General features: G+C 67.7%; 19 protein-coding genes and 1 pseudogene. 9 read left to right on the forward strand and 11 right to left on the reverse strand.

Annotated elements, in window-relative coordinates:
* Nucleotides 1–158 precede the first annotated feature (158 nt).
* The 3 genes from MILUP08_RS10100 to MILUP08_RS10105 form a co-directional block, all read right to left on the reverse strand.
* Nucleotides 159–560, reverse strand: coding sequence for a hypothetical protein (locus MILUP08_RS10100; RefSeq protein WP_237747049.1), 402 nt, complete (start codon nucleotides 558–560; stop codon nucleotides 159–161).
* Between the two features lie 64 nt (nucleotides 561–624).
* Nucleotides 625–918, reverse strand: coding sequence for a GNAT family N-acetyltransferase (locus MILUP08_RS34430; RefSeq protein WP_007457249.1), 294 nt, complete (start codon nucleotides 916–918; stop codon nucleotides 625–627).
* Nucleotides 919–1,206: 288 nt separating this feature from the next.
* Nucleotides 1,207–1,746 carry a hypothetical protein gene (locus MILUP08_RS10105; RefSeq protein WP_144056893.1) on the reverse strand — a complete coding sequence of 180 codons (540 nt, stop codon included), beginning with the start codon at nucleotides 1,744–1,746 and terminating at the stop codon, nucleotides 1,207–1,209.
* 270 nt (nucleotides 1,747–2,016) lie between these two features.
* Here MILUP08_RS10105 and MILUP08_RS10110 point away from each other — a divergent pair, with 270 nt between their 5' ends.
* On the forward strand, nucleotides 2,017–2,292 hold the full coding sequence (locus tag MILUP08_RS10110; protein WP_007457253.1) for a hypothetical protein: 276 nt from the start codon (nucleotides 2,017–2,019) through the stop codon (nucleotides 2,290–2,292).
* Nucleotides 2,293–2,947: 655 nt separating this feature from the next.
* On the opposite strand, the gene MILUP08_RS10115 is transcribed toward MILUP08_RS10110, so the two are convergent.
* Nucleotides 2,948–3,721: an ATP-grasp domain-containing protein gene (locus tag MILUP08_RS10115; RefSeq protein ID WP_039905746.1), complete on the reverse strand. Its 774-nt coding sequence runs from the start codon at nucleotides 3,719–3,721 to the stop codon at nucleotides 2,948–2,950.
* Nucleotides 3,722–4,234: 513 nt separating this feature from the next.
* On the opposite strand from MILUP08_RS10115, the gene MILUP08_RS10120 reads away from it, so the two are divergent.
* Nucleotides 4,235–5,188 (forward strand): hypothetical protein, encoded by a 954-nt coding sequence (locus MILUP08_RS10120; protein WP_007457258.1) that lies wholly within the window; start codon nucleotides 4,235–4,237, stop codon nucleotides 5,186–5,188.
* Between the two features lie 135 nt (nucleotides 5,189–5,323).
* Here MILUP08_RS10120 and MILUP08_RS10125 read toward each other — a convergent pair whose 3' ends face one another.
* Nucleotides 5,324–5,776 carry a hypothetical protein gene (locus MILUP08_RS10125; RefSeq protein ID WP_144056894.1) on the reverse strand — a complete coding sequence of 151 codons (453 nt, stop codon included), beginning with the start codon at nucleotides 5,774–5,776 and terminating at the stop codon, nucleotides 5,324–5,326.
* Nucleotides 5,777–6,407: 631 nt separating this feature from the next.
* On the reverse strand, nucleotides 6,408–7,262 hold the full coding sequence (locus MILUP08_RS10130; RefSeq protein WP_167626037.1) for an META domain-containing protein: 855 nt from the start codon (nucleotides 7,260–7,262) through the stop codon (nucleotides 6,408–6,410).
* A gap of 178 nt (nucleotides 7,263–7,440) precedes the next feature.
* On the opposite strand from MILUP08_RS10130, the gene MILUP08_RS35205 reads away from it, so the two are divergent.
* The 5 genes from MILUP08_RS35205 to MILUP08_RS10150 all read left to right on the forward strand — a co-directional run bounded on the left by MILUP08_RS35205 (nucleotide 7,441) and on the right by MILUP08_RS10150 (nucleotide 11,188).
* On the forward strand, nucleotides 7,441–8,352 hold the full coding sequence (locus MILUP08_RS35205) for a hypothetical protein (protein ID WP_007457269.1): 912 nt from the start codon (nucleotides 7,441–7,443) through the stop codon (nucleotides 8,350–8,352).
* Nucleotides 8,353–8,355: 3 nt separating this feature from the next.
* A complete protein-coding gene (locus MILUP08_RS10135) occupies nucleotides 8,356–8,967 on the forward strand; it encodes a hypothetical protein (protein ID WP_007457270.1) in 612 nt (203 codons plus the stop codon).
* Between the two features lie 365 nt (nucleotides 8,968–9,332).
* On the forward strand, nucleotides 9,333–10,442 hold the full coding sequence (locus tag MILUP08_RS10140) for a hypothetical protein (protein ID WP_007457272.1): 1,110 nt from the start codon (nucleotides 9,333–9,335) through the stop codon (nucleotides 10,440–10,442).
* A gap of 81 nt (nucleotides 10,443–10,523) precedes the next feature.
* Entirely contained in the window at nucleotides 10,524–10,937 is a 414-nt protein-coding gene (locus MILUP08_RS10145) for a hypothetical protein (RefSeq protein WP_039905754.1), read from the forward strand.
* Nucleotides 10,928–11,188 (forward strand): hypothetical protein, encoded by a 261-nt coding sequence (locus MILUP08_RS10150; protein ID WP_007457276.1) that lies wholly within the window; start codon nucleotides 10,928–10,930, stop codon nucleotides 11,186–11,188. Before MILUP08_RS10145 ends, MILUP08_RS10150 begins: the two co-directional genes overlap by 10 nt.
* 38 nt (nucleotides 11,189–11,226) lie before the next feature.
* Here MILUP08_RS10150 and MILUP08_RS10155 read toward each other — a convergent pair whose 3' ends face one another.
* The 3 genes from MILUP08_RS10155 to MILUP08_RS10165 all read right to left on the reverse strand — a co-directional run bounded on the left by MILUP08_RS10155 (nucleotide 11,227) and on the right by MILUP08_RS10165 (nucleotide 12,930).
* On the reverse strand, nucleotides 11,227–11,751 hold the full coding sequence (locus tag MILUP08_RS10155) for a hypothetical protein (RefSeq protein ID WP_007457277.1): 525 nt from the start codon (nucleotides 11,749–11,751) through the stop codon (nucleotides 11,227–11,229).
* Nucleotides 11,752–11,934: 183 nt separating this feature from the next.
* Nucleotides 11,935–12,432 (reverse strand): YfbM family protein, encoded by a 498-nt coding sequence (locus MILUP08_RS10160; RefSeq protein WP_144057093.1) that lies wholly within the window; start codon nucleotides 12,430–12,432, stop codon nucleotides 11,935–11,937.
* Between the two features lie 189 nt (nucleotides 12,433–12,621).
* Complete coding sequence (locus MILUP08_RS10165; RefSeq protein WP_007457279.1) at nucleotides 12,622–12,930, reverse strand: hypothetical protein; 309 nt, start codon at nucleotides 12,928–12,930, stop codon at nucleotides 12,622–12,624.
* A gap of 146 nt (nucleotides 12,931–13,076) precedes the next feature.
* Between MILUP08_RS10165 and MILUP08_RS10170 the strand changes: the two genes are divergently transcribed.
* Nucleotides 13,077–13,637, forward strand: a complete 561-nt coding sequence (locus MILUP08_RS10170) for a hypothetical protein (RefSeq protein WP_039905759.1) — start codon at nucleotides 13,077–13,079, stop codon at nucleotides 13,635–13,637.
* A 658-nt stretch (nucleotides 13,638–14,295) separates the two neighbouring features.
* Here MILUP08_RS10170 and MILUP08_RS10175 read toward each other — a convergent pair.
* A complete protein-coding gene (locus MILUP08_RS10175; protein WP_007457282.1) occupies nucleotides 14,296–15,201 on the reverse strand; it encodes a septum formation family protein in 906 nt (301 codons plus the stop codon).
* A gap of 734 nt (nucleotides 15,202–15,935) precedes the next feature.
* Here MILUP08_RS10175 and MILUP08_RS34440 point away from each other — a divergent pair.
* A pseudogene (locus tag MILUP08_RS34440) lies at nucleotides 15,936–16,090 on the forward strand (siderophore-interacting protein); the annotation flags it as partial.
* 71 nt (nucleotides 16,091–16,161) lie between these two features.
* Here the strand turns inward: MILUP08_RS34440 and MILUP08_RS35815 are convergent.
* The coding region (locus MILUP08_RS35815) for a VCBS repeat-containing protein (RefSeq protein WP_237747050.1) at nucleotides 16,162–16,707 on the reverse strand (546 nt) is incomplete at its 5' end.

Consider the following 16,707-nt stretch of genomic DNA (forward strand, 5'->3'; position numbering starts at 1 on the left):
GGCTGGTTCTGTGTTCGGGCCGCCATGGACCTGTCCGGTTGAGTGACCTGATGTGCGGTCGCGAGCGGGCCTGCTGGCTAGTTGAGGAGTTCGGCCGACCGCTTCGCTTGAAGTGCTTTCAGCGCGGCGAGGAGCAGATCGAGGTCCCTACTGCCGGGTCACAGGTCGGGGTGGGGACCGGCAAGATGTTCGGTCCCCACCACCAGCCAGCCATCGGATTCGAACTGCCACAGGACCGCCGGCGGGTGTCGGTCGATGGCTCGGGTGGCCGCGAGTTCGTAGCGCAGCGACCGAACGCTCAGCTCGCCGGAGGCCGCCTTGACGAAGATCCGCCCGGCGGGTCCGGTCACCGTCGAGGCGATCTCGGCGTGGTTGCCACCTGAGGCCGAGGTGACGTCAAAGGTTCCGCCGACCCGTTCGGCGATCCCTGCCGTGACACTGTGAGGCTGGCCGGGTTGGCCTGATGGTGATGGGCTGATGGCCGGTAGCAGCGGACGTGACTCTTGACCTGACTGGCTTTGTGCCTTTGCGAGGACTTGTCCGTCTGCTGCTGCCGGCACCCAGGTACGAGACAGCCCTTGGCGACGACGAGGAGCGTGGGCCGGGCCGCGAATATTTGCGCCGTCAGGACGGGTACGCGTTGCCAGACGTCGTTGCGATCAGTACATCGGCAACCGGCTGCCAGCCGAGCGTCCTGTACAGACGTTGACCGTCCTCACTGGCGATGAGAATGCCCTGTTCGACGCCTTCTTCAATCGCGGAACGGACTAGTGCACTCATGACCGCGCTGGCTAGGCCCTTGCGGCGGTGAGCCGGCATGGTTTCGATCCGGTCTGCGACCGCATCCGTACCGGCCAATCCCATCGTTCCGCGCGCAGCGACCTCTCCCGACTCGTGCCGTACCGTGGCCGTGACCATGCTGTCGCCTCTGTGCGAGGGGGCGCTCCGGCTCCAGGATGGCCGGGGCTCCGTCGGCGGGTCACGGTCCGTGGGTGGTTGCGGTAGGCCCTCCCGCCCGCCATCGACCCGGGCAAGCCGAGCAGACCCCCGCCCGACCCGCCAGCGTCCGAACCTGCGTCAAGGTCCGCTTGACGTGGCGGGCCGGGCGGCGGCCCGCTCCCCGTGTAGGCGGGTCGATGGCGGACGGGATGGCGAGTTCGAGGGCGTCTGCTGCGCCGCCTGCTGTCCGGCGGTGGCGGCCGGTGCCTACCGGTCGGCCGTTGCGCGAGCGATCAGGGGAGGTCCGTGGTCGGGCAGGACGACGATGAACTGCCACGGTCCGTGCTCGACCTTGGCAAGCCCGACCGATCCGTTGACGCTGAGCGCCGCGATCAGGGCGGGGCTGCCTTCGACGATTCGGTCCAGCTCGGCGTAGTGCTTGGCCAGGCTGGCGGCGGGGCCGTTGATCCATAGCTTGATCTCGGCACCTCGGCGCAGAGCGTCGAGCAGTTCCTCGCGCCTTGGTCCCGCCGCAGCCGCTAGGACCCGGTCGTGCAGGCGTTCCTGTCCGCAGGGTTGGGTCGGGGCGGCGACGGCCTGCTGTCGGCAGGTGGGGCAGGCCGAGGCGTCCTCACGGTCGAAGAGGTGTAGGTACAACTCGATCTGGTCCTCGACGAGGCCGCACAGGGTTTCCTCGTCGCCCCAAGCGTGCTGCACACCGGGTGTGAGCGGCTGGATCGCAGCGCCGAACTGGGCCGGGACCCGAGCTGTGGCGAACGACCAGCCTTCTTGATCAGCAGACGTCACGGCGCGAGGTTACCGACCCAAGGCCTGAGTCGTTGCACCTCTGCCGCCAGGACCCAAGGTCAGACGCGGGCAAAGAGCCTCCCGGCAGTGCCGGGGCACACAGGGGGCACAAGATGACGTGAAACGCCGTCAAGCAGCGATCAACGCTGGCAACCCGGGATGCGGTGTGAGCAGGTGTTGAGCGTCGTCGCCGCTGGTGGCGGAGTAGCGGCTCTGAGTTCCGCATCAACGTCTGCCGTGGGCACAGGGGGTCGGGTCTAGGCTGCCTCTGTGCGTGAGCGACCACTAGGCGAGGTGGTGCAGGGCTTGGGCCAACTCGACGGCGGAGTGATCTACGCGAGTAGGCCGTGGCGGGCCGACTCGGTGGCCGAGGTACACGACGACGAGCAGCCCGCCCGCCATCATGAGTACTTGCTTGAGGTGGATCTCGCCCAGGAGGTCTTAAAGGTCTGGTCGCTCTGGCGTGATGGACGGCAGCCGACAGCGTTGGAAGCTGTTGGAGCTGTGATCTACTACGCCGAGCACGACGTCCATCAGCCTGAGTGACTAACTGGGTGACGATCACGGCGTACACGGCTGGACGTTGGCGGACGACGGGGGGGCCGACGCCAGCTCAGGGCGTGCGTTAAGGCAGGTTGACGGGCCCTGATCGTTGCCTGGGGGTCAAGGAGTCCGTGGCTTCGGCGATAGGTCGGGCGCAGCCATGTGGAAGGCCGCCGCTGGCTGGTTAGGTCGCCATCCCTCAGCTAGAGCCTTGCGGACGACTGCCGCGACCGTCGACGGTAGAACAGGGACGGGCGGGCCACCGATCCAGTTGCTCGGATGGTCCTGAGGCATGGTGACCAGCAGCACGCTGCCCTTGCGGTCGGCTTGCTCGATGGCGAGGGTAAGTGGTCGCTCGCAGAGCGCTTGGGCGTAGGTTGGCTTCCCGCGTACTCGCCACCTGTAGACGATGCCGTCGACCGTGATGAGCCTTGAGCCCTCCCTGGTCAATGCCATGTCGATCCCCTCGCGGTCGGCTGTCGGGTGCCGGCAGCAAACCACGCTGCGTCGAGCCATGGGGCACAAGACACCGTGAACGTCGTCAAGCAGCGAGCAACCATGGCAGCCCGAGACGCCCTTCTGAGCATGTGTCGGACAGCATCGCCGCTGGTGGTGCGGCAGCGGCCCTTAGTTCCGCTTCAACTCGACGAGGTGGCGCTCACCGATCCGAAAGCCCAGCGGTTAGCTGAGACCGTCGGATGAATTGTCGGTCGCGGGCGGTGACCGAAGCCGTTGGACTGGCCGCTCGGAGGACGACATCGAGAACCAGATCAGGATCCGCTGAGTAAGCACCGCTGGCCCATGCGGCATTTGCCTCGATTACGGCCCACCAGCCGTCGAGCAGTCCTACGTCTACGACGATGGCGGAGGGCAGCGTGTGCCCGTATCCGGCGATGAGGTCGGCGCCGAAGGCTAGCGCGTCGGTCGACGGAGGGCCGAGGTGCAAGCGGCCGTGCGCGGCGTACTGGCTGCCGGTGTAGACAGCACCGTCGAGCAGGTGCAGCCGGTACTCGGCGGTGAAATCGACGATGTCGCTGACGAGCACTGGAGTCCGTGGGTCGACGGCGTCCGGGCCGGGCAGGCGGGAGCCATCGGTATAGATCATCGCTGGGATGTTCTTGTCGTTGGGCGACTTGATGAAGGCCGGTCGACGGAGTCCGTAGGCCTCGCCGATGGCGACCATGGTGATCTCGCGGCGGGTGAGCTCACGAGGAAGGCCAGTCAGCCAGCCAGGTTCAGCCTCCAGGGGCGCGATTTCGAGCAGCGGTGCGACGACGTCGGCGAAGCTCGGCCCCGCGTGAAGGTGATCGGCACGCATGCCGGCGGGTACTTCGAACGTGCGGAGCTGGACGGTGCGTAGTCCGCGTCGGTGAGCGGTGTCGCGCAAGCTCTGAGCCGAGGCTGTCAGGCGCGGCGGCAGGACAAGTGTCACGGCCGATGATCCTGCCCCAATACACCGTGACCGTTACAGCGGTTATCAGGCGGTCCGGTGCGGCCGGCGCGAGCGCGCGGTGGGCTGTCGACAGCAACGGCGACAGCAACGGGCCGAGGCGACGACAGCGGCCAGCGGCTCAGCACCGACAGCCGCCCGAGGCCGCGGATGCGGATCGACCTCGCCGGACGAAGCGCCCCGCTACATCCCCGCTGGACCGGCGGGTCCATCGTCTGTCGGGCGCAAAGCTTCGTCGGCGGGACGCGGCGAACTGAGCGCTCGATGGTGCCGACGGGCGCGGGCGACGGCGGTTTTAAGATCTGCGTCAACGGGCGGTTCGCCGTCCGAAGGTTCGATGGCTATCGGACGGTGTTGGGCCGCAGTGCCTGGGGGAGCAGTTGACGTAGCTTCGGGCCATGGCCGTGGCCAGCGTGCCGTTGCAGCTGGAGTGCATGATCAGGTTGATCACCCCGGGCGCGAGCTGTCCGGTGCAATTTCCCGTACTGTTCCCGCGTGCCGGACGACGCGAATTTCCTGCGCCTTCGCTGGGCGATCCTGGGGCCGCCCGTTGCGACGGTCCTCATGCTTGGCGTCCTCGTTGTGGTCGGCGCGGTGAGGGGCGGTGACCCGGACCTGTGGATGCGTCCGGCGGTGCTGGTTCCGGGCGGCCCGCTGCTGCTGTGCTGGTGGCAGGTGGTGGTCCGTCCACGGCATCGCTGGTGGGCGCTTGGCGTCGCTGTGGCGGTGACGATCGGTGCGTACCTGCTGCTGTACCGGCTGGTCTTGGCGGAACTGCCGTTCCCGTGGGCCGGCGTGGTCAGCTTCGCGGTCGCCGGCTGGCTGGGAGCTTTCGCCTACGTCGCGGTCACTCAGCGACCGACGATGCCGTTCTCTCGCGGTAAGACCGAGGGCAGCACGATCGCGCCGGGCGAGGTGTACGAGGAGCGGTTCGGCTTCACCCGCGGCGACCTGCTGCTGATGCCTACCAGCGTGGTCTTCGTCGCCGTAGGCGTCGCACTTCTGCGTGACGAACCACTGCCTGGCTTGGCTGTCACCGTGTTTGGTGGCGTGTTCCTGCTGCTGCGGCTCGTCAGCGTGCTGAGCTGTCGTGTGGCGCTGCGCGTTGACGCGGCCGGGGTCACCCTGGGGCAGACGCCGCCCTGGCCGTCCTCGCACACCGCGGTGGTGCCGTGGTCCGACATTGAGGCTGTCGTGCTGTGGACGCAGCAGGTTGGCCTGAATTCGGTCCCGTACGTCGGCCTGCAGCGGCGCCCGGGTCTGCCGCCGCTGCCGGGCTCGGCGCGCTCGCGCGGCCTGCGGCGGATGAACCAGGCGCTCGTCCCGCACGTGCCAAGGGCCGTGATCGCTGACAGCCGGCCGGCGACCTTCTGGCGGTTGCACCGCCCGAGTATCGAGGCGGCGGTCCGCCACTTCGCACCCGCAGTGGAAATCGTCGACGCGGGCTGAGGGTTCGCCGCGAAGTCCACGAGAGCCTTCATTCGGGTGTTGACGGCGTAGCCCACTATCCGACTGTGGATCGGTGCAGACCAGGAGGGGAGCACAGGCCGGCCGACGGTCAACTGCTGTGCGTCACTGACCCATTCATTTGCGCCAGTCGGGCGCGTCGCAGACCAGAGGATCATGATCGGAGTGCAGCGCGACTGCGAGGCTGTTGACTTGGCTTGCCCCGTCAGGCGATGTTAGCTGTGCCCGGTAGACCAAGAACGTGCCTTCGAGGCTCGACTGTCGTTGCGGCTCTCCGAGCTGGAAGCTGGCAAGCGGTGGCTGGGTCCGTAGGAACTCCTCGTGCTGGGCTTCGGAGTAGCTCTCCAACACATCGCTGCATAGCAGTAGATAGGCCCCGTCGAAGTCTTCGTTGCGAACCCGCTCCAGATAGGCCACAAGCACCGTCTTGGCCTCGGCAGCCTCAATCGCGTTCCGACGTTCCACGTGTAGACGCCAGCTGTAGTCGGCCGCGACCAGCGCCAGGACGATCGCCGCGCCCGGCGCGGCTACCCGGCCAAGCTGTAACCTCCACCAAGCCGCCCCCGCCACGATCGTCAGCCTAGCCGGCACTCTGCCCATGGCGTTTCATCAGCTCGCCGGCTCCCTCGTCGCGGTCGCCTTCGCTATGGCAATTCGCCAGGCCTGGCAAACCGGCAAGAGCACTGCGGTCAGCGGTACTGCGGCTGGAGCTAGTCGAAATGCGGATCCGTCCTCGCAAAATTCGCCGCATCCACAGGCGGTGGGAGTTTCGCGGATGTCGGCGTTGTTGAATCGGGCGGCTCGCAGTGGGCTATCAAACAACGCGTCAACGCTGGCTCCAGCCGCACTCGGCGCCGTGTCCGGTCCACCTTTATGGAGATGACCGAGGGGCAGCCGGTGCCGGAGCCCGACTCCCGCAGGTGGGCACGCCGCAAACGCAGAGAGAGGCCGCCGCCTCCGCCCGCCCGAAGGCAGGTGGAGGCGGCGGCCTCTCGCAGATGTGGCTGTTAGGTTCGGTTCTTGACGGTGGTGCGGACGCTGTCGTCCGTCGCGACCGCTTCACAGGTCAGGTTGACCGCTGGGGGCGTCGGGCCCAGCAACGCGGAGTTCAGCATGATGTTGGCGGTGCTGTTGACCGACCGGGCGCGCGCCGGTGCAGCCGCCAACCGATGGTGGACAGCCGCAGTCGACGGGACGGCGTTTAGTTCGCGGGGAACAACCGACCTGTCTCCGCGCCCTGGGCGTCGAGGAGCACGAGGACGTGACCGTCGAAACCTGCTCGTCTGGCCGTCATGAGCCATCCTCCGACCGACACACTGTCGGCGCAAAACATCAGTGTAATTCCTCTTGCGGTCGTGAGTAGTGTGCCGTTGGCGGCGGTGATCCACCGACCGCTCTCGTCGTTGCAGCCGTCGGATCCGCGCCATTCACCGTCGGCCGTGAACTTCACGTACGCGGCCTTGTGCCCGGTCAGGGGTACCCAGCGACCTGCCAGCCGGGTTCGGTCTACCGGAACTAGCTTCGTCGGTAGGGCGACCGCTGGTGTCAGGGCCCGGCGGGCCTCGTCGGTGATCACCGGTGGTTCCAGTACGTCGTCGGCCTTGTCGGGCTCGGGCGTCGGTGTCGCCCCGGGGATCAGCCGGGCGACCGGGTGCGCTCGTGCGTCCAGGAGCACGGGTTGCCCTGCGCCGTCGAACTGGTAGGCGGTGACCCGGCGCAGCCATTCAGGAGTTTCTTGACTCGCCTTCGCGCAGCCGGGGAGGCCTTCGACCGCGGCGGTGGAGGCCGTGAAGATGTCCGCGAGGAAGGTGCCGTCGCTGCTGGCCCGCCAGGATCCGCCCAGAGTGCCGCAGCGGCTACCAACCAGGTCCAGATCACGGTCCGCGAGGCGCAGGATCGTGCCCGCGCCGGGGTCAGCAACGTCAGCGATCGTCCAAGAACCGATCAGTGACTCCGGCGCCAACGGCGCCCCAGGCCCGCTAGTTCCCGAGATCGGCTGCGGATTCGGGCGCTCCGGGTGGCTCTGCCTGCTGCATCCGGCGAGCAGCACACCCATCACGACCATTGTCGCGAGGCGACCCCGTCGTACCACCTCGGCTCCTCCGGTCGGGCTCCGGCCGGCTCTGGGTCTCGCGTAGCGAGTTAGCGAACCGCCTGTTCCTATCTAACGGCCGAAAGGGGCATCGGGTACGTGCGGCTGTCAAGAGCGAGGGGGCGTCTGCGATCATGGCCGGATGTTCGAACCGGGATCGCGTTCGAAACAGGTCAGCACTTTCATGCTGCCCGAGGACGAGGCGGTATTCGACGAGGCGCTGGGGCCCGCGATTGCCGATCTCGGGCAGTGGGAAACCCATGATCAGCGTGCTCGGAGCATCATGCTGCACGACTCATTGCCGGTCGCGATGCGCCACGACCGCACGCAGGCGTTCTTGCGGCTGCTCGGCCGTGACGGCGGAACCGTGGGTCCCCTCATCCAGTACCTGCACACCTCCGTTGTGACCACGGACGAAGCTGTACTCGCCACTACCGACGGTCGATACCGGGCAACGGCCGAACGGCCCGAGGCGATGTCGCCGGGCAGGCTGGCGTTCAGGTGGTTCCCTGAAGACGAAGCGGACTGCGTGAGGCGGGACTTCGTCCTTCTGGCGGGCATGGCCTGGGAGGCCTTGCAAGCGGTCACCTCACCGCACATCGAAACCGTCGCGGGCAAGCCGCTGCGGCGGTACCGGGTCGGGGCGGCAGCGAAAGCATGGGCGCTCGATCGCCCGGGTCTTCAACTGCACGACTACGCGTTGCGTCTAAGGATCCGACCGGGCATGCCACCGGCCGTGCGCGGTGCCTCAGGCATCGGTCCTGCTGACCGACCAGACGCGGTCCCAGCGACGGCGATATCGATGCCACGACTCTGGCTGTCGTCGCGGTGGCGTCGGTACGGATCGCGCGAGCTGAGACCCAGATCCCACTGGCGATCCTCGGAGCAGGGCTTCCTGAACGGTGACCACTTCGGCGGACCTGAAGTGCTCAGCGTGTGGACTACCTTTATCGGCTCAAACTGCACGGCGCGTTCGGCGCCGCCGTGCGCGCGGTGCCGAAGGCCAACCTCGATCCGCCCGTGTCGCCTCCCGGCACGGTGCACAACTCGCTGAGCAGTGTTCGATGACCTGTATCGGGAGCCCTGCAAGTGGACGGGAACCTACTCACGGGGGTTGTGGGACGAACTGCTGCGTCGTCTCGGCGAGATCCCGGACGCGGCATCCTTCGAGGCGCGGACCAAGGACGAGCAGGGACGGTTGAACCAGCCGAGTTTCCTCGTGAGTGCGGTCAGCGACGAGGGCTGCGTCGATCTCGTCAGCACCATCGACGACGCGGTGGCCAATGATCCCGGCGGTGAGCGAGCGCTCCTCGCGGCCGTCCGCGATGTGGCGGACTTGGCCGCTCCGGTGGCGGTCGCCGTCGCGTTACGAGGTTCGCTGACGGATACGCCGCTGGAGGCGGCGCTCAGCGGTTGCTCGACTGACTACCGCAAGCGCCCGGGCGAGGTGCTGCGCAACTACGGTTGGCTGACCGTGCTCAGCGACGAGATGGCCGAGCGGGTCGGCGGTGCTGATCGCCTGCGCACGTCTGGCGCGCTCGTCGAGGTGGAGCCGCTCGCTGCTGGTGGCTGCTGGCGACGAAGACTTGGGACGAGTACGGCCCGGAGCAGGCGACCCGGCTCTTCGAGCTCCTCGCGCCGGTGCTGCCGGCGCGTCGGCCGGAGATGACGCAGTGGTGGATCCCGGCGGTCGGGGAGCCAGCGGTTCCGGTCACCCTGCCAGACGTGGTGGCCGAGCGAGACCCACGGGAATCGCCGGCTGAGTCCGTACAGTCGGAGAGTTGGTCGGCGAGAACCTGTGCGATCGTCCGGAGCGCCGGCGCGGTCCCTGGTGTGAACTGGGCGTCCTGCGCAGGGCGCCCATCCATTCCCACTGCAGGTGAACAGCGGAAGAGCTTGGCGAAGTCGGGCTCTGCGGCGAGGTCGAAGCAGTCCTAGTCGAGTACGCGGTCCAGCTTGCTGCAGGGTGCGCGAAGGTGGGATCATCGCGGCCATGATCGAAAGAATCGAGTCCTCCGTCCGCCGGTGAGCGTGATGACCGAGCCTGGACTGCTCGGACCCCAGATCGCTTTGTTCGAGCACGCTCTGCGTCTCCATCAGCAACATCCCGACGGTGCTCTGCCTCGCGCCGGTGAACCGTATCCGGACCATGACCGTCACCGCTCGCGGCCGTCGTACCGACGTGCGAGGGATCGACGCCTCTACGGGGCCGATGTCGCTGTCATCCTCGACAGGCACTTCAACGAGCCTGACGCGCAGGCGAGTGAACTTGTCGACGCCTTCCGCGATGTCTACGTCCCGATCCATCGCAACGACCACATCCTTGCCGCGGCGCTGCGCGCGGATCGGCAGCGCATGCGGCAGACCGGCCGGTGGTTGGTGCGGCACAGCAACGACCGCAATGCCGCCACGGTCGGGCTCGCGCTGCTGGCCGCCGATTCGGCCCGGGACGACATCCCGCTTATCCAAACCATCGGTCTGCTGTCGAACCACTTCGGGCCTTTGGCCGCCGAGGCGTTGCAGCGCCGCCGTGGAGGTGCCGAAGCGCTGCAATGGCTCGCCGAGCGCGTCGCCGGCTGGGGCCGGGTATACGTCGTCGAGGCGCTATGCCGACAAGGCGCCCCCAACTCCCGGGCATGGTTACTGCGCCACGCCTGCGACGGCGACTACCTCAACGGCTACTTCGCCGGCAAGGTTGCCACCACAGCGCACCTGCACGAAGCGATCACCAGCACCGATGCCGACGACGAGCTGATCGATCACGCCGGCCGGCTCCTGAGGACCATGGCCGACTGCGAAGGCATGGGCATGGCTCTCGAGCACTACCCGCCGGCACCCGCCGTGCTGGCCGCGCATGCTACTCACCTCGCCCACCAGCCGCCGACAGCGGACCGATACGTCGACGCCGCGATCATCGCCAACTATCTGACGGCCAAGCCTCCGAACCGGTGTGGCTGCACTGCGGAGCAGCGGGACCACGTCGTCCAGCATTACCTCGCAGTACTCGACCAGCCGGATTGGCGCAGCGCGGTCCGCGTAGGCCTCGGCCCGACCAGCACCTTCTTCGCCTGGTTCGTCGACCACGTAGCAGCGCGGCTGCGTCTCGGCACGTTTTCCGACGTGGCTGAAAGTGGCGAGCGGTGAACCGCGGCGGCCCTCGGCGTGTGGCAGGGCTGGCGGAACGTGACGGTGGACCCGCCTGCGCCTGCGGCAGTCTGCCCGCTCGTGCGGACGGAGGTGATCGACCGCCTCGTGCCCGCGCACGGTCCCCCGCAGGTGGGAGAGCAGAACGCCCCCGGCCTGCGCACGATCTACTGTCTGGTTAAGAGCGAGCAGAGTAGAGCGACCTACCTGTGGGTGTCACTCGGGCGTTTCGGGCGGCACGAGGGCCGCGGCCCGCGTTGCGTGGACCGGGACGGATTGCAGACGGTCTTCAACGGACGGAATCATCGCTTGGCGCTCGGGGACAGCGCGGTCTACTTCTTGGCCGGTGATGCCGCGACGGGACGGCGCGTCAACTTCTCGACGTGTCTCGGCACCTACGGGGTGGTCGTCGCATACGAGGCGTACGACACCGCCGACGCCCCAATGGTCGAGTCAGCCGCCGCCGTTGCGCAGGAGGTCTTGTCGTGGCTCTGAACGGGCCCCCGCTGTGGGCGTTGCGTCCGGACGACCTGCCCCGCCCTGAGCGCTCGGGCCGCCGGATGTCACTGCGGCGGTGGCTGCTGGTCGCCGCGGCGGTGTCGCTCGTCATCGCCGTCGTCATCGCCGCCTGGAACGTCAGCCGGCTGGCGGCGCCGGCGCTCGTAGGGTGGCAGATCAGCCGGACTGACGAGTTCGCTGACGCCCCGCCGCTACCCGACCTGCCGGTGCCCGCGAAGACGCGCTGACGTCCCCGCCCAGCCAGCCGGCGCGGTGATCACGGCGGTCAATCGCCGATGAGCCTCTCGTACGGCGTGCCTTCCGGGGTGAAGACGAGGACGAAATCCCTCCCGGCCTCGGTGGCGACCCTGCGCAGGGTCGTGAGTGCTTCGGCCTCGGTGGGAAGGTCGAGGCCGAGGGCCGTGGCCGCCCGGTCGCGCCGGGCCACCAGGTCGGGCATGTCGTCGTGGTACTCGGCGGCCAGCTTGCGGCTCTCTTCCTTGGTGAACGCGCGGCAGTCACGCCACCAAGGCGCCACCAGCAGGAGTTGCAGCAACTGCTGCACGCCGATCGCGACGAGGGTCGCGCCGCCTTCCGAGTCCGCATAGAGGATTGGCCGTTCCTCGCCACCGTCACCGCAGAAGAAGTACGTGCCCCCGGAACCGTCGCCGGCGAAACCCTCGAGCGCCGCGCCCGACGCAAGGTGGACGTCCTCGACGTGATCCTTGCAGTCCAGCTCGAAATCACCGGGCCAGGTCAGGAAGCTGGCGGCCTCGGCGTTCTCGGTGATGGCCCTGATCATCGATGGCATGTGCGGCACCCTATCCACTGGTCGCCGCCCAACAATCATCCAACATGACGATTGTGCCAGCAGTTCGGGAGCACCTCGGGCAGCCTGGTGCACTTTTGAGCGTTGGTTTTCTTGGCTACGTCGCCGGCAGCGCCGCAGGAGTCATGAGGAGATACCCGCAGGTTGTGAGTCCGAGTGGCAATGTCAGACAATGGCAAGGAGCACTGCCTGGTTCTCGCCGGCGGCCGAGCGGTAGAAGCGGCAGAGGTCGGCAAAGGCCGGCGCGAGGAATTTGTCGAAGTCGTTGACGCCGCGAGCCCACCCGCCCGGGTATACGTCCGCGGATGCCAGGGCGTCTGGGTCGAAGCGGGCGCGCAACGTGTCGACGTCCAGCATGTCGAGCGCGGCGGCGACGACGCGGACTGTTTCCACATCGAGGAGGCGCGGCGGTCCGTAACCGCCCTCCTCACCGATGTCGACGCCGCCGAGGACGGCCGCAGCGGCTGGATCGTCCACCTCTGCGGCGGTACCCGCCAGCAGATAGTGCAGGGCGTGCCATGACTTGTGCAGATCCAGCTCGGGATCCGGCATCTCTGCGTCTTCATCGTCGAGGTCGCCGAAGAGCAGCAAACTTACGGTCGCCGGATCATCCAACACGGCCCGCAGTTCCTCGACCGACAGCCGGCGCCCGATCAGCTCCATCCCCACGAACCAGTCCTCCCGATAAGTCTGTTCGCCTCCACTTGCGGGAGTGCCTTGCTGCTGGCGGGCACGATACCGACGTCTGATTCAGCGGTGAACACCATCCTGGGCAGCACGTGCTTCGCACGTCGAGCCCGAGCATCGCGGTTCTGGGGGGCCGGCGCGAACTACGGAAGGGGGCGTCGGCTGTCAATCGAGCGCCGTCGCGCGCTCGACGTCGGTGGCTGAACCGAAAATGGTGCACGTCGGCCACGGTGGGGTCTCTGGTTGTCCGCTCCATGTCAGATGGACCAGCGCCCATCGGCTGCCGACCTTGACCAGCACATCGTCGTGTGCCTCGGATCGTGCGATGACCGTGACGGCCAGGCCGTACAACGGATGCCCGGGTGATACCTCGCGGAGCAGTTCGTTGCTGACTGCTTGGGTCTGCTGTTGCTCGGCGTCGCCGGGAGCTCGCAGATCCCACCAGGGATCACGAAGGACCAAGTCGTCAGGCACGCCGTCATCCTGTCATGCAGTGATCCGGGTGCTACTCACGCCGATGCGACCCGGGTGCCATCCGGACATAGCGAGGAGATCGGGCCGACCACGATGTTGTCGACGCTGCTCGTGCGAGCTACGACCTGTACTTCTGGCCGTCTGGGGTGACCGAGGCCCCTCGTCGGCTGGCGGATCGGCTCGCGGATGAGAAGGCTGATGGTCTGGTGCCGGATGAGCGCGTTCTGGCTTTTCGCGCCGAGCTGTTACGTCGGTGGCCGGACCTCGTGGACATGATCGCACCGTGGCACAACGATTTGGGTTGGCGGCAGCCATGGGGCGAGGGCGGGCTCGTCGATCGATTCGTCGGTCTGGCCCTTCCCCACGGCTGGGAAGGTATGAGTGCGCTCCCTGTTCTGGCCGGCGCGTACGGCCTCGACTCGTACGATCTGCAATCGGAGCAGTTGGTGCCGCCCGGATCGCTGCCACAGGACAGGGCAGTTCGCGACGACGTGGCGCAGGTCGAGGGATGGGTTGCCGAGGAACATTTCGTTCGGTTGCTTCGGCAGATCAGTGCCTACGTCGGTTATGCCTACGACGATCTGGACGAGGTGGCACTGATCGGCGCACTCGATGGCACCAGCGACGATGCAGTCGACGGCTGGTTCGAGTACCCGCTGACAGGCACGCCCACGCTGGTTAGTCCGGCTGGCGCAGTCGCCCGGTAGCGCAGTGGTCAGTGTCCGCGTCGACGGCGTCATGGATTTGGTACTGGCTACACGGACAGAGACGGCGCTGGACCTGCTGTAGCGACTCCCAGGAACAGCAAGCTGTGTTTCGGGATCTCCCGCACTCCGCGTGCTACGCGGCGTTCCGCCGAGCTGGCCCGCGTGTCTGGACGTTAGAGGGCGTGCTGGCCGTGAGCAGGTGACCGCCCGGTGCGAGCCCGGTTTAGAGGGAGCAGGTTGGGAGCAGCGGGTTGCCCTGAACGGCCGCTGAACATGCGCGACCCGTGCCAGCTATAGGTGGTTGCAGTGTGGAGAGCAACGACGGCCAAGGGGGTAGGGCTCTCTGCTCGGTGACCTCTTCGGCGGGCCCGAGGAGGTCATCACCACAGCTAGGCTTGCGTGAGCTTCAGAGTCGCGCGGAGCGTCATCGGCGGTGGGGTAATGGGTCGTGTCGCCCCGCGGACACCAATGATTTGCCCACGGTGCGTGCTGAGATCGACTGCAGCACGCACCGTGGGCGTTTCGGTCTGGTAGGTGAGTCGACGCGACGACCCCCGCAGTGCAGAGCCGTACGTCGATGCCTTGTGACCTTCGTGAATTCCGGCAACAGCCCAGCCCCCGGACACAGCCCGTACCAGCCAGACGGCGAGGAGCGCGCTCAGCGGACCGGCAGCGCCCTTGTGCCACCGCCCTTGATCGAGCGAGTCACCTTCGGGCCTCCTGACCAGTAGAAGCATCGGATTCCCCGGTCGCCGCGCGCCCACGCCTCCTCGGCCGGCACCAGGTACGAGGTGCCCGTGCGGTAGCGCAGCGTGCTGTCAACCGGGACCTTGGCATACCGGGCCACGAGGGTCCGGCACTTCGCGTGCGCTCCGTCCTCGTCGCGGTCCGCGTCCGCGTACGAGGTGTCGGGCGCCGTCCATGAGCCGACGTACTCGAAGGTGTGCGGCCCGGCGCAGGTGCTCTGCTCGAATTTGCCGTACCGGTCCTCGTTCAGGCACCCGAAGGCCAGCGGTGACGTGCCCTTCAGTTCGTCCCGCAGGCTGCCGGTGTGCTGCACCGGGTGGTCGTCCGGATGCCGTTGCGCCGAGCCGCCGTCGGCGGTGTCCAGCTCAAAGATGTCGCACCGGAACCAGCGACTGCCACCCTGCCATCCGCCCGGAGACGGGGGCGCGACCTGCACCGTCAGGCGAGCGCCCCGCCAGTCGCCACCGACGAACGCGGTCGCCTTCGCGTCGCATTCGGCAAACGCCGGTCGAAGCATTGCCGAGCCCACCGGCGGCGGGGTTTCCCGTTCGGCTACCGGGCCGGTGAACGTGCCCAGGTAAAAGGTCTCCAGCAGGTGCTGCCGTGCGCAGTCGACCGGGTGGTAGCTGGTCAGGTAACTCGACGGTTCGGGATCCACGTGGCAGTCGCCCGCCTTCGGGGTGAACTGCACGGCCGCCGCGGCGGGCGGCCAGTCGTCGGTCAGGTTGCCGTCCAGCCCTGCCGGTGCCCGGCACCCCGCCATCGCCGTCACCCCGGCCAGGGCGGCCACCGCCACCCATACCCGCCACCGTCGCATGTCACCCTCCCCGTCGTGCCGCGGCAGCATATGCCACCCGGAGGCATCGCCAAGGTCCCTGTCCGGCGTGCGGCATCCGGCGGGGCCCAGGTGCTGAGAGCGCGGGCGGCAGCCAGGTCAGCATCGTGTCAACGTCGAAACTCGTTGCGCCGATTTCGAGGCGGACCGTGACCGCCTTGCGCAGGCCATCACCATGCAGCATGGCGCACCGCGGCCAAGAGATCTGATGCTGTACGTCTTCGGCAATCCGCCGCGTGATTCGACGCCTGATCGCCCTTCCGGACATGCCGCTGACAAGGCGCGGCGATCGTGAGCGTGCTCCCCGATCGACCGATGCGGCTGCGGGAAGCCAGCACTGGTGTCCACCGAAGCACTTGGCCGGAAGCTCACGATCGGTCGGCGGCCTGGTGCGAGCCCGGTTTGGGGGGAGCAGGTGGGGAGCAGCGGGGTGCCCTGAACGGCCCTGAACCGCGTCCAACGGCATCGAACGGCGCTCAACTGCACCCACCCCTGCCTGCGGCTCTAGGTTGCCGCAGGTCAGAGCGGGTGCGGCGTCCTGTTTCACACCGAAGAGGTCGCTGGTTCGATACCAGCATCGCCCACTCTCAGTTTGTGCAGGTCAGAAGCCCGTTACCGGAATGGTCGGTAACGGGCTTCGCCGTATGTGCCGATTACCTCGGGAGCAGCGGCGCCTAGCCGGTTGGCCGACGGTCGCCGCGGTGATCGACCGGTCGGAGTCGCGCCGGCTGCTGCGCGTCGAGCGGGCGTGCCCGTCGGCCGGCTCTCCATCTCCGGCTACTGGCGGCGCGGCATGGACGACGAGGGCTGGCGCTCCACCAAGGCCGACTGGAACCACCAGGTCGAGGCCGAGGAGACCACCGCCGCCTGACCAGACGCGAACCGGGGGTCACCGGCGCAGCCGGTGATCCCCGGTTCCTGTTCGTGCGCGACCAGGTCAGGTCACCAGTTGCCGAGGACGAGGCGTCCGTTGACGGGGCCGAGGTGGTAGGGGCCGGAGGTGTACCAGCGGCCGAGGCTGGTGAGGCCTTGGTTGAAGGTGTAGTAGCCGAAGGTGCCGTTGCCGAGGTCGTAGGCCATGACGATGTCGGCTTTGCCGTCGCCGGTGACGTCGCCGGCGGCGACGCGGTCGCCGACGTTGGTGAGGTCGAAGCTGCCGGTGCCGACGTAGTCGGTGGTGCGGTTGAAGCTGGTGCCGGTGCTGGTCCAGCGGTGGATGGTCATGCTGGCGTCGCCGTCGTCGTGGGCGAGGGCGGGTTCGGCTTTGCCGTCGCCGGTGAAGTCGGCGACGACGAGGCGTCCGGCGACGGGGCCGAGGCTGTAGGGGCCGGAGGTGTACCAGCGGCCGAGGCTGGTGAGGCCTTGGTTGAAGACGTAGAAGCCGAAGGTGCCGTTGCCGAGGTCGTAGGCCATGACGATGTCGGCTTTGCCGTCGCCGGTGACGTCGCCGGCGGCGACGCGGTCGCCGACGTTGGTGAGGTCGAAGCT

Source organism: Micromonospora lupini str. Lupac 08 (assembly GCF_000297395.2).
GTDB classification, from domain to species: domain Bacteria; phylum Actinomycetota; class Actinomycetes; order Mycobacteriales; family Micromonosporaceae; genus Micromonospora; species Micromonospora lupini.

What these genes read in the sequence shown, in the direction of transcription:
- MILUP08_RS34430 (WP_007457249.1), bottom strand. Translation starts at nt 918, where the DNA reads ATGGTCACGGCCACGGTACGGCACGAGTCGGGAGAGGTCGCTGCGCGC.
- MILUP08_RS10130 (WP_167626037.1), bottom strand. Translation starts at nt 7,262, where the DNA reads ATGGGTGTGCTGCTCGCCGGATGCAGCAGGCAGAGCCACCCGGAGCGC.
- MILUP08_RS35205 (WP_007457269.1), top strand. Translation starts at nt 7,441, where the DNA reads ATGTTCGAACCGGGATCGCGTTCGAAACAGGTCAGCACTTTCATGCTG.
- MILUP08_RS10140 (WP_007457272.1), top strand. Translation starts at nt 9,333, where the DNA reads ATGACCGAGCCTGGACTGCTCGGACCCCAGATCGCTTTGTTCGAGCAC.
- MILUP08_RS10155 (WP_007457277.1), bottom strand. Translation starts at nt 11,751, where the DNA reads ATGCCATCGATGATCAGGGCCATCACCGAGAACGCCGAGGCCGCCAGC.
- MILUP08_RS10160 (WP_144057093.1), bottom strand. Translation starts at nt 12,432, where the DNA reads ATGGAGCTGATCGGGCGCCGGCTGTCGGTCGAGGAACTGCGGGCCGTG.
- MILUP08_RS10175 (WP_007457282.1), bottom strand. Translation starts at nt 15,201, where the DNA reads ATGCGACGGTGGCGGGTATGGGTGGCGGTGGCCGCCCTGGCCGGGGTG.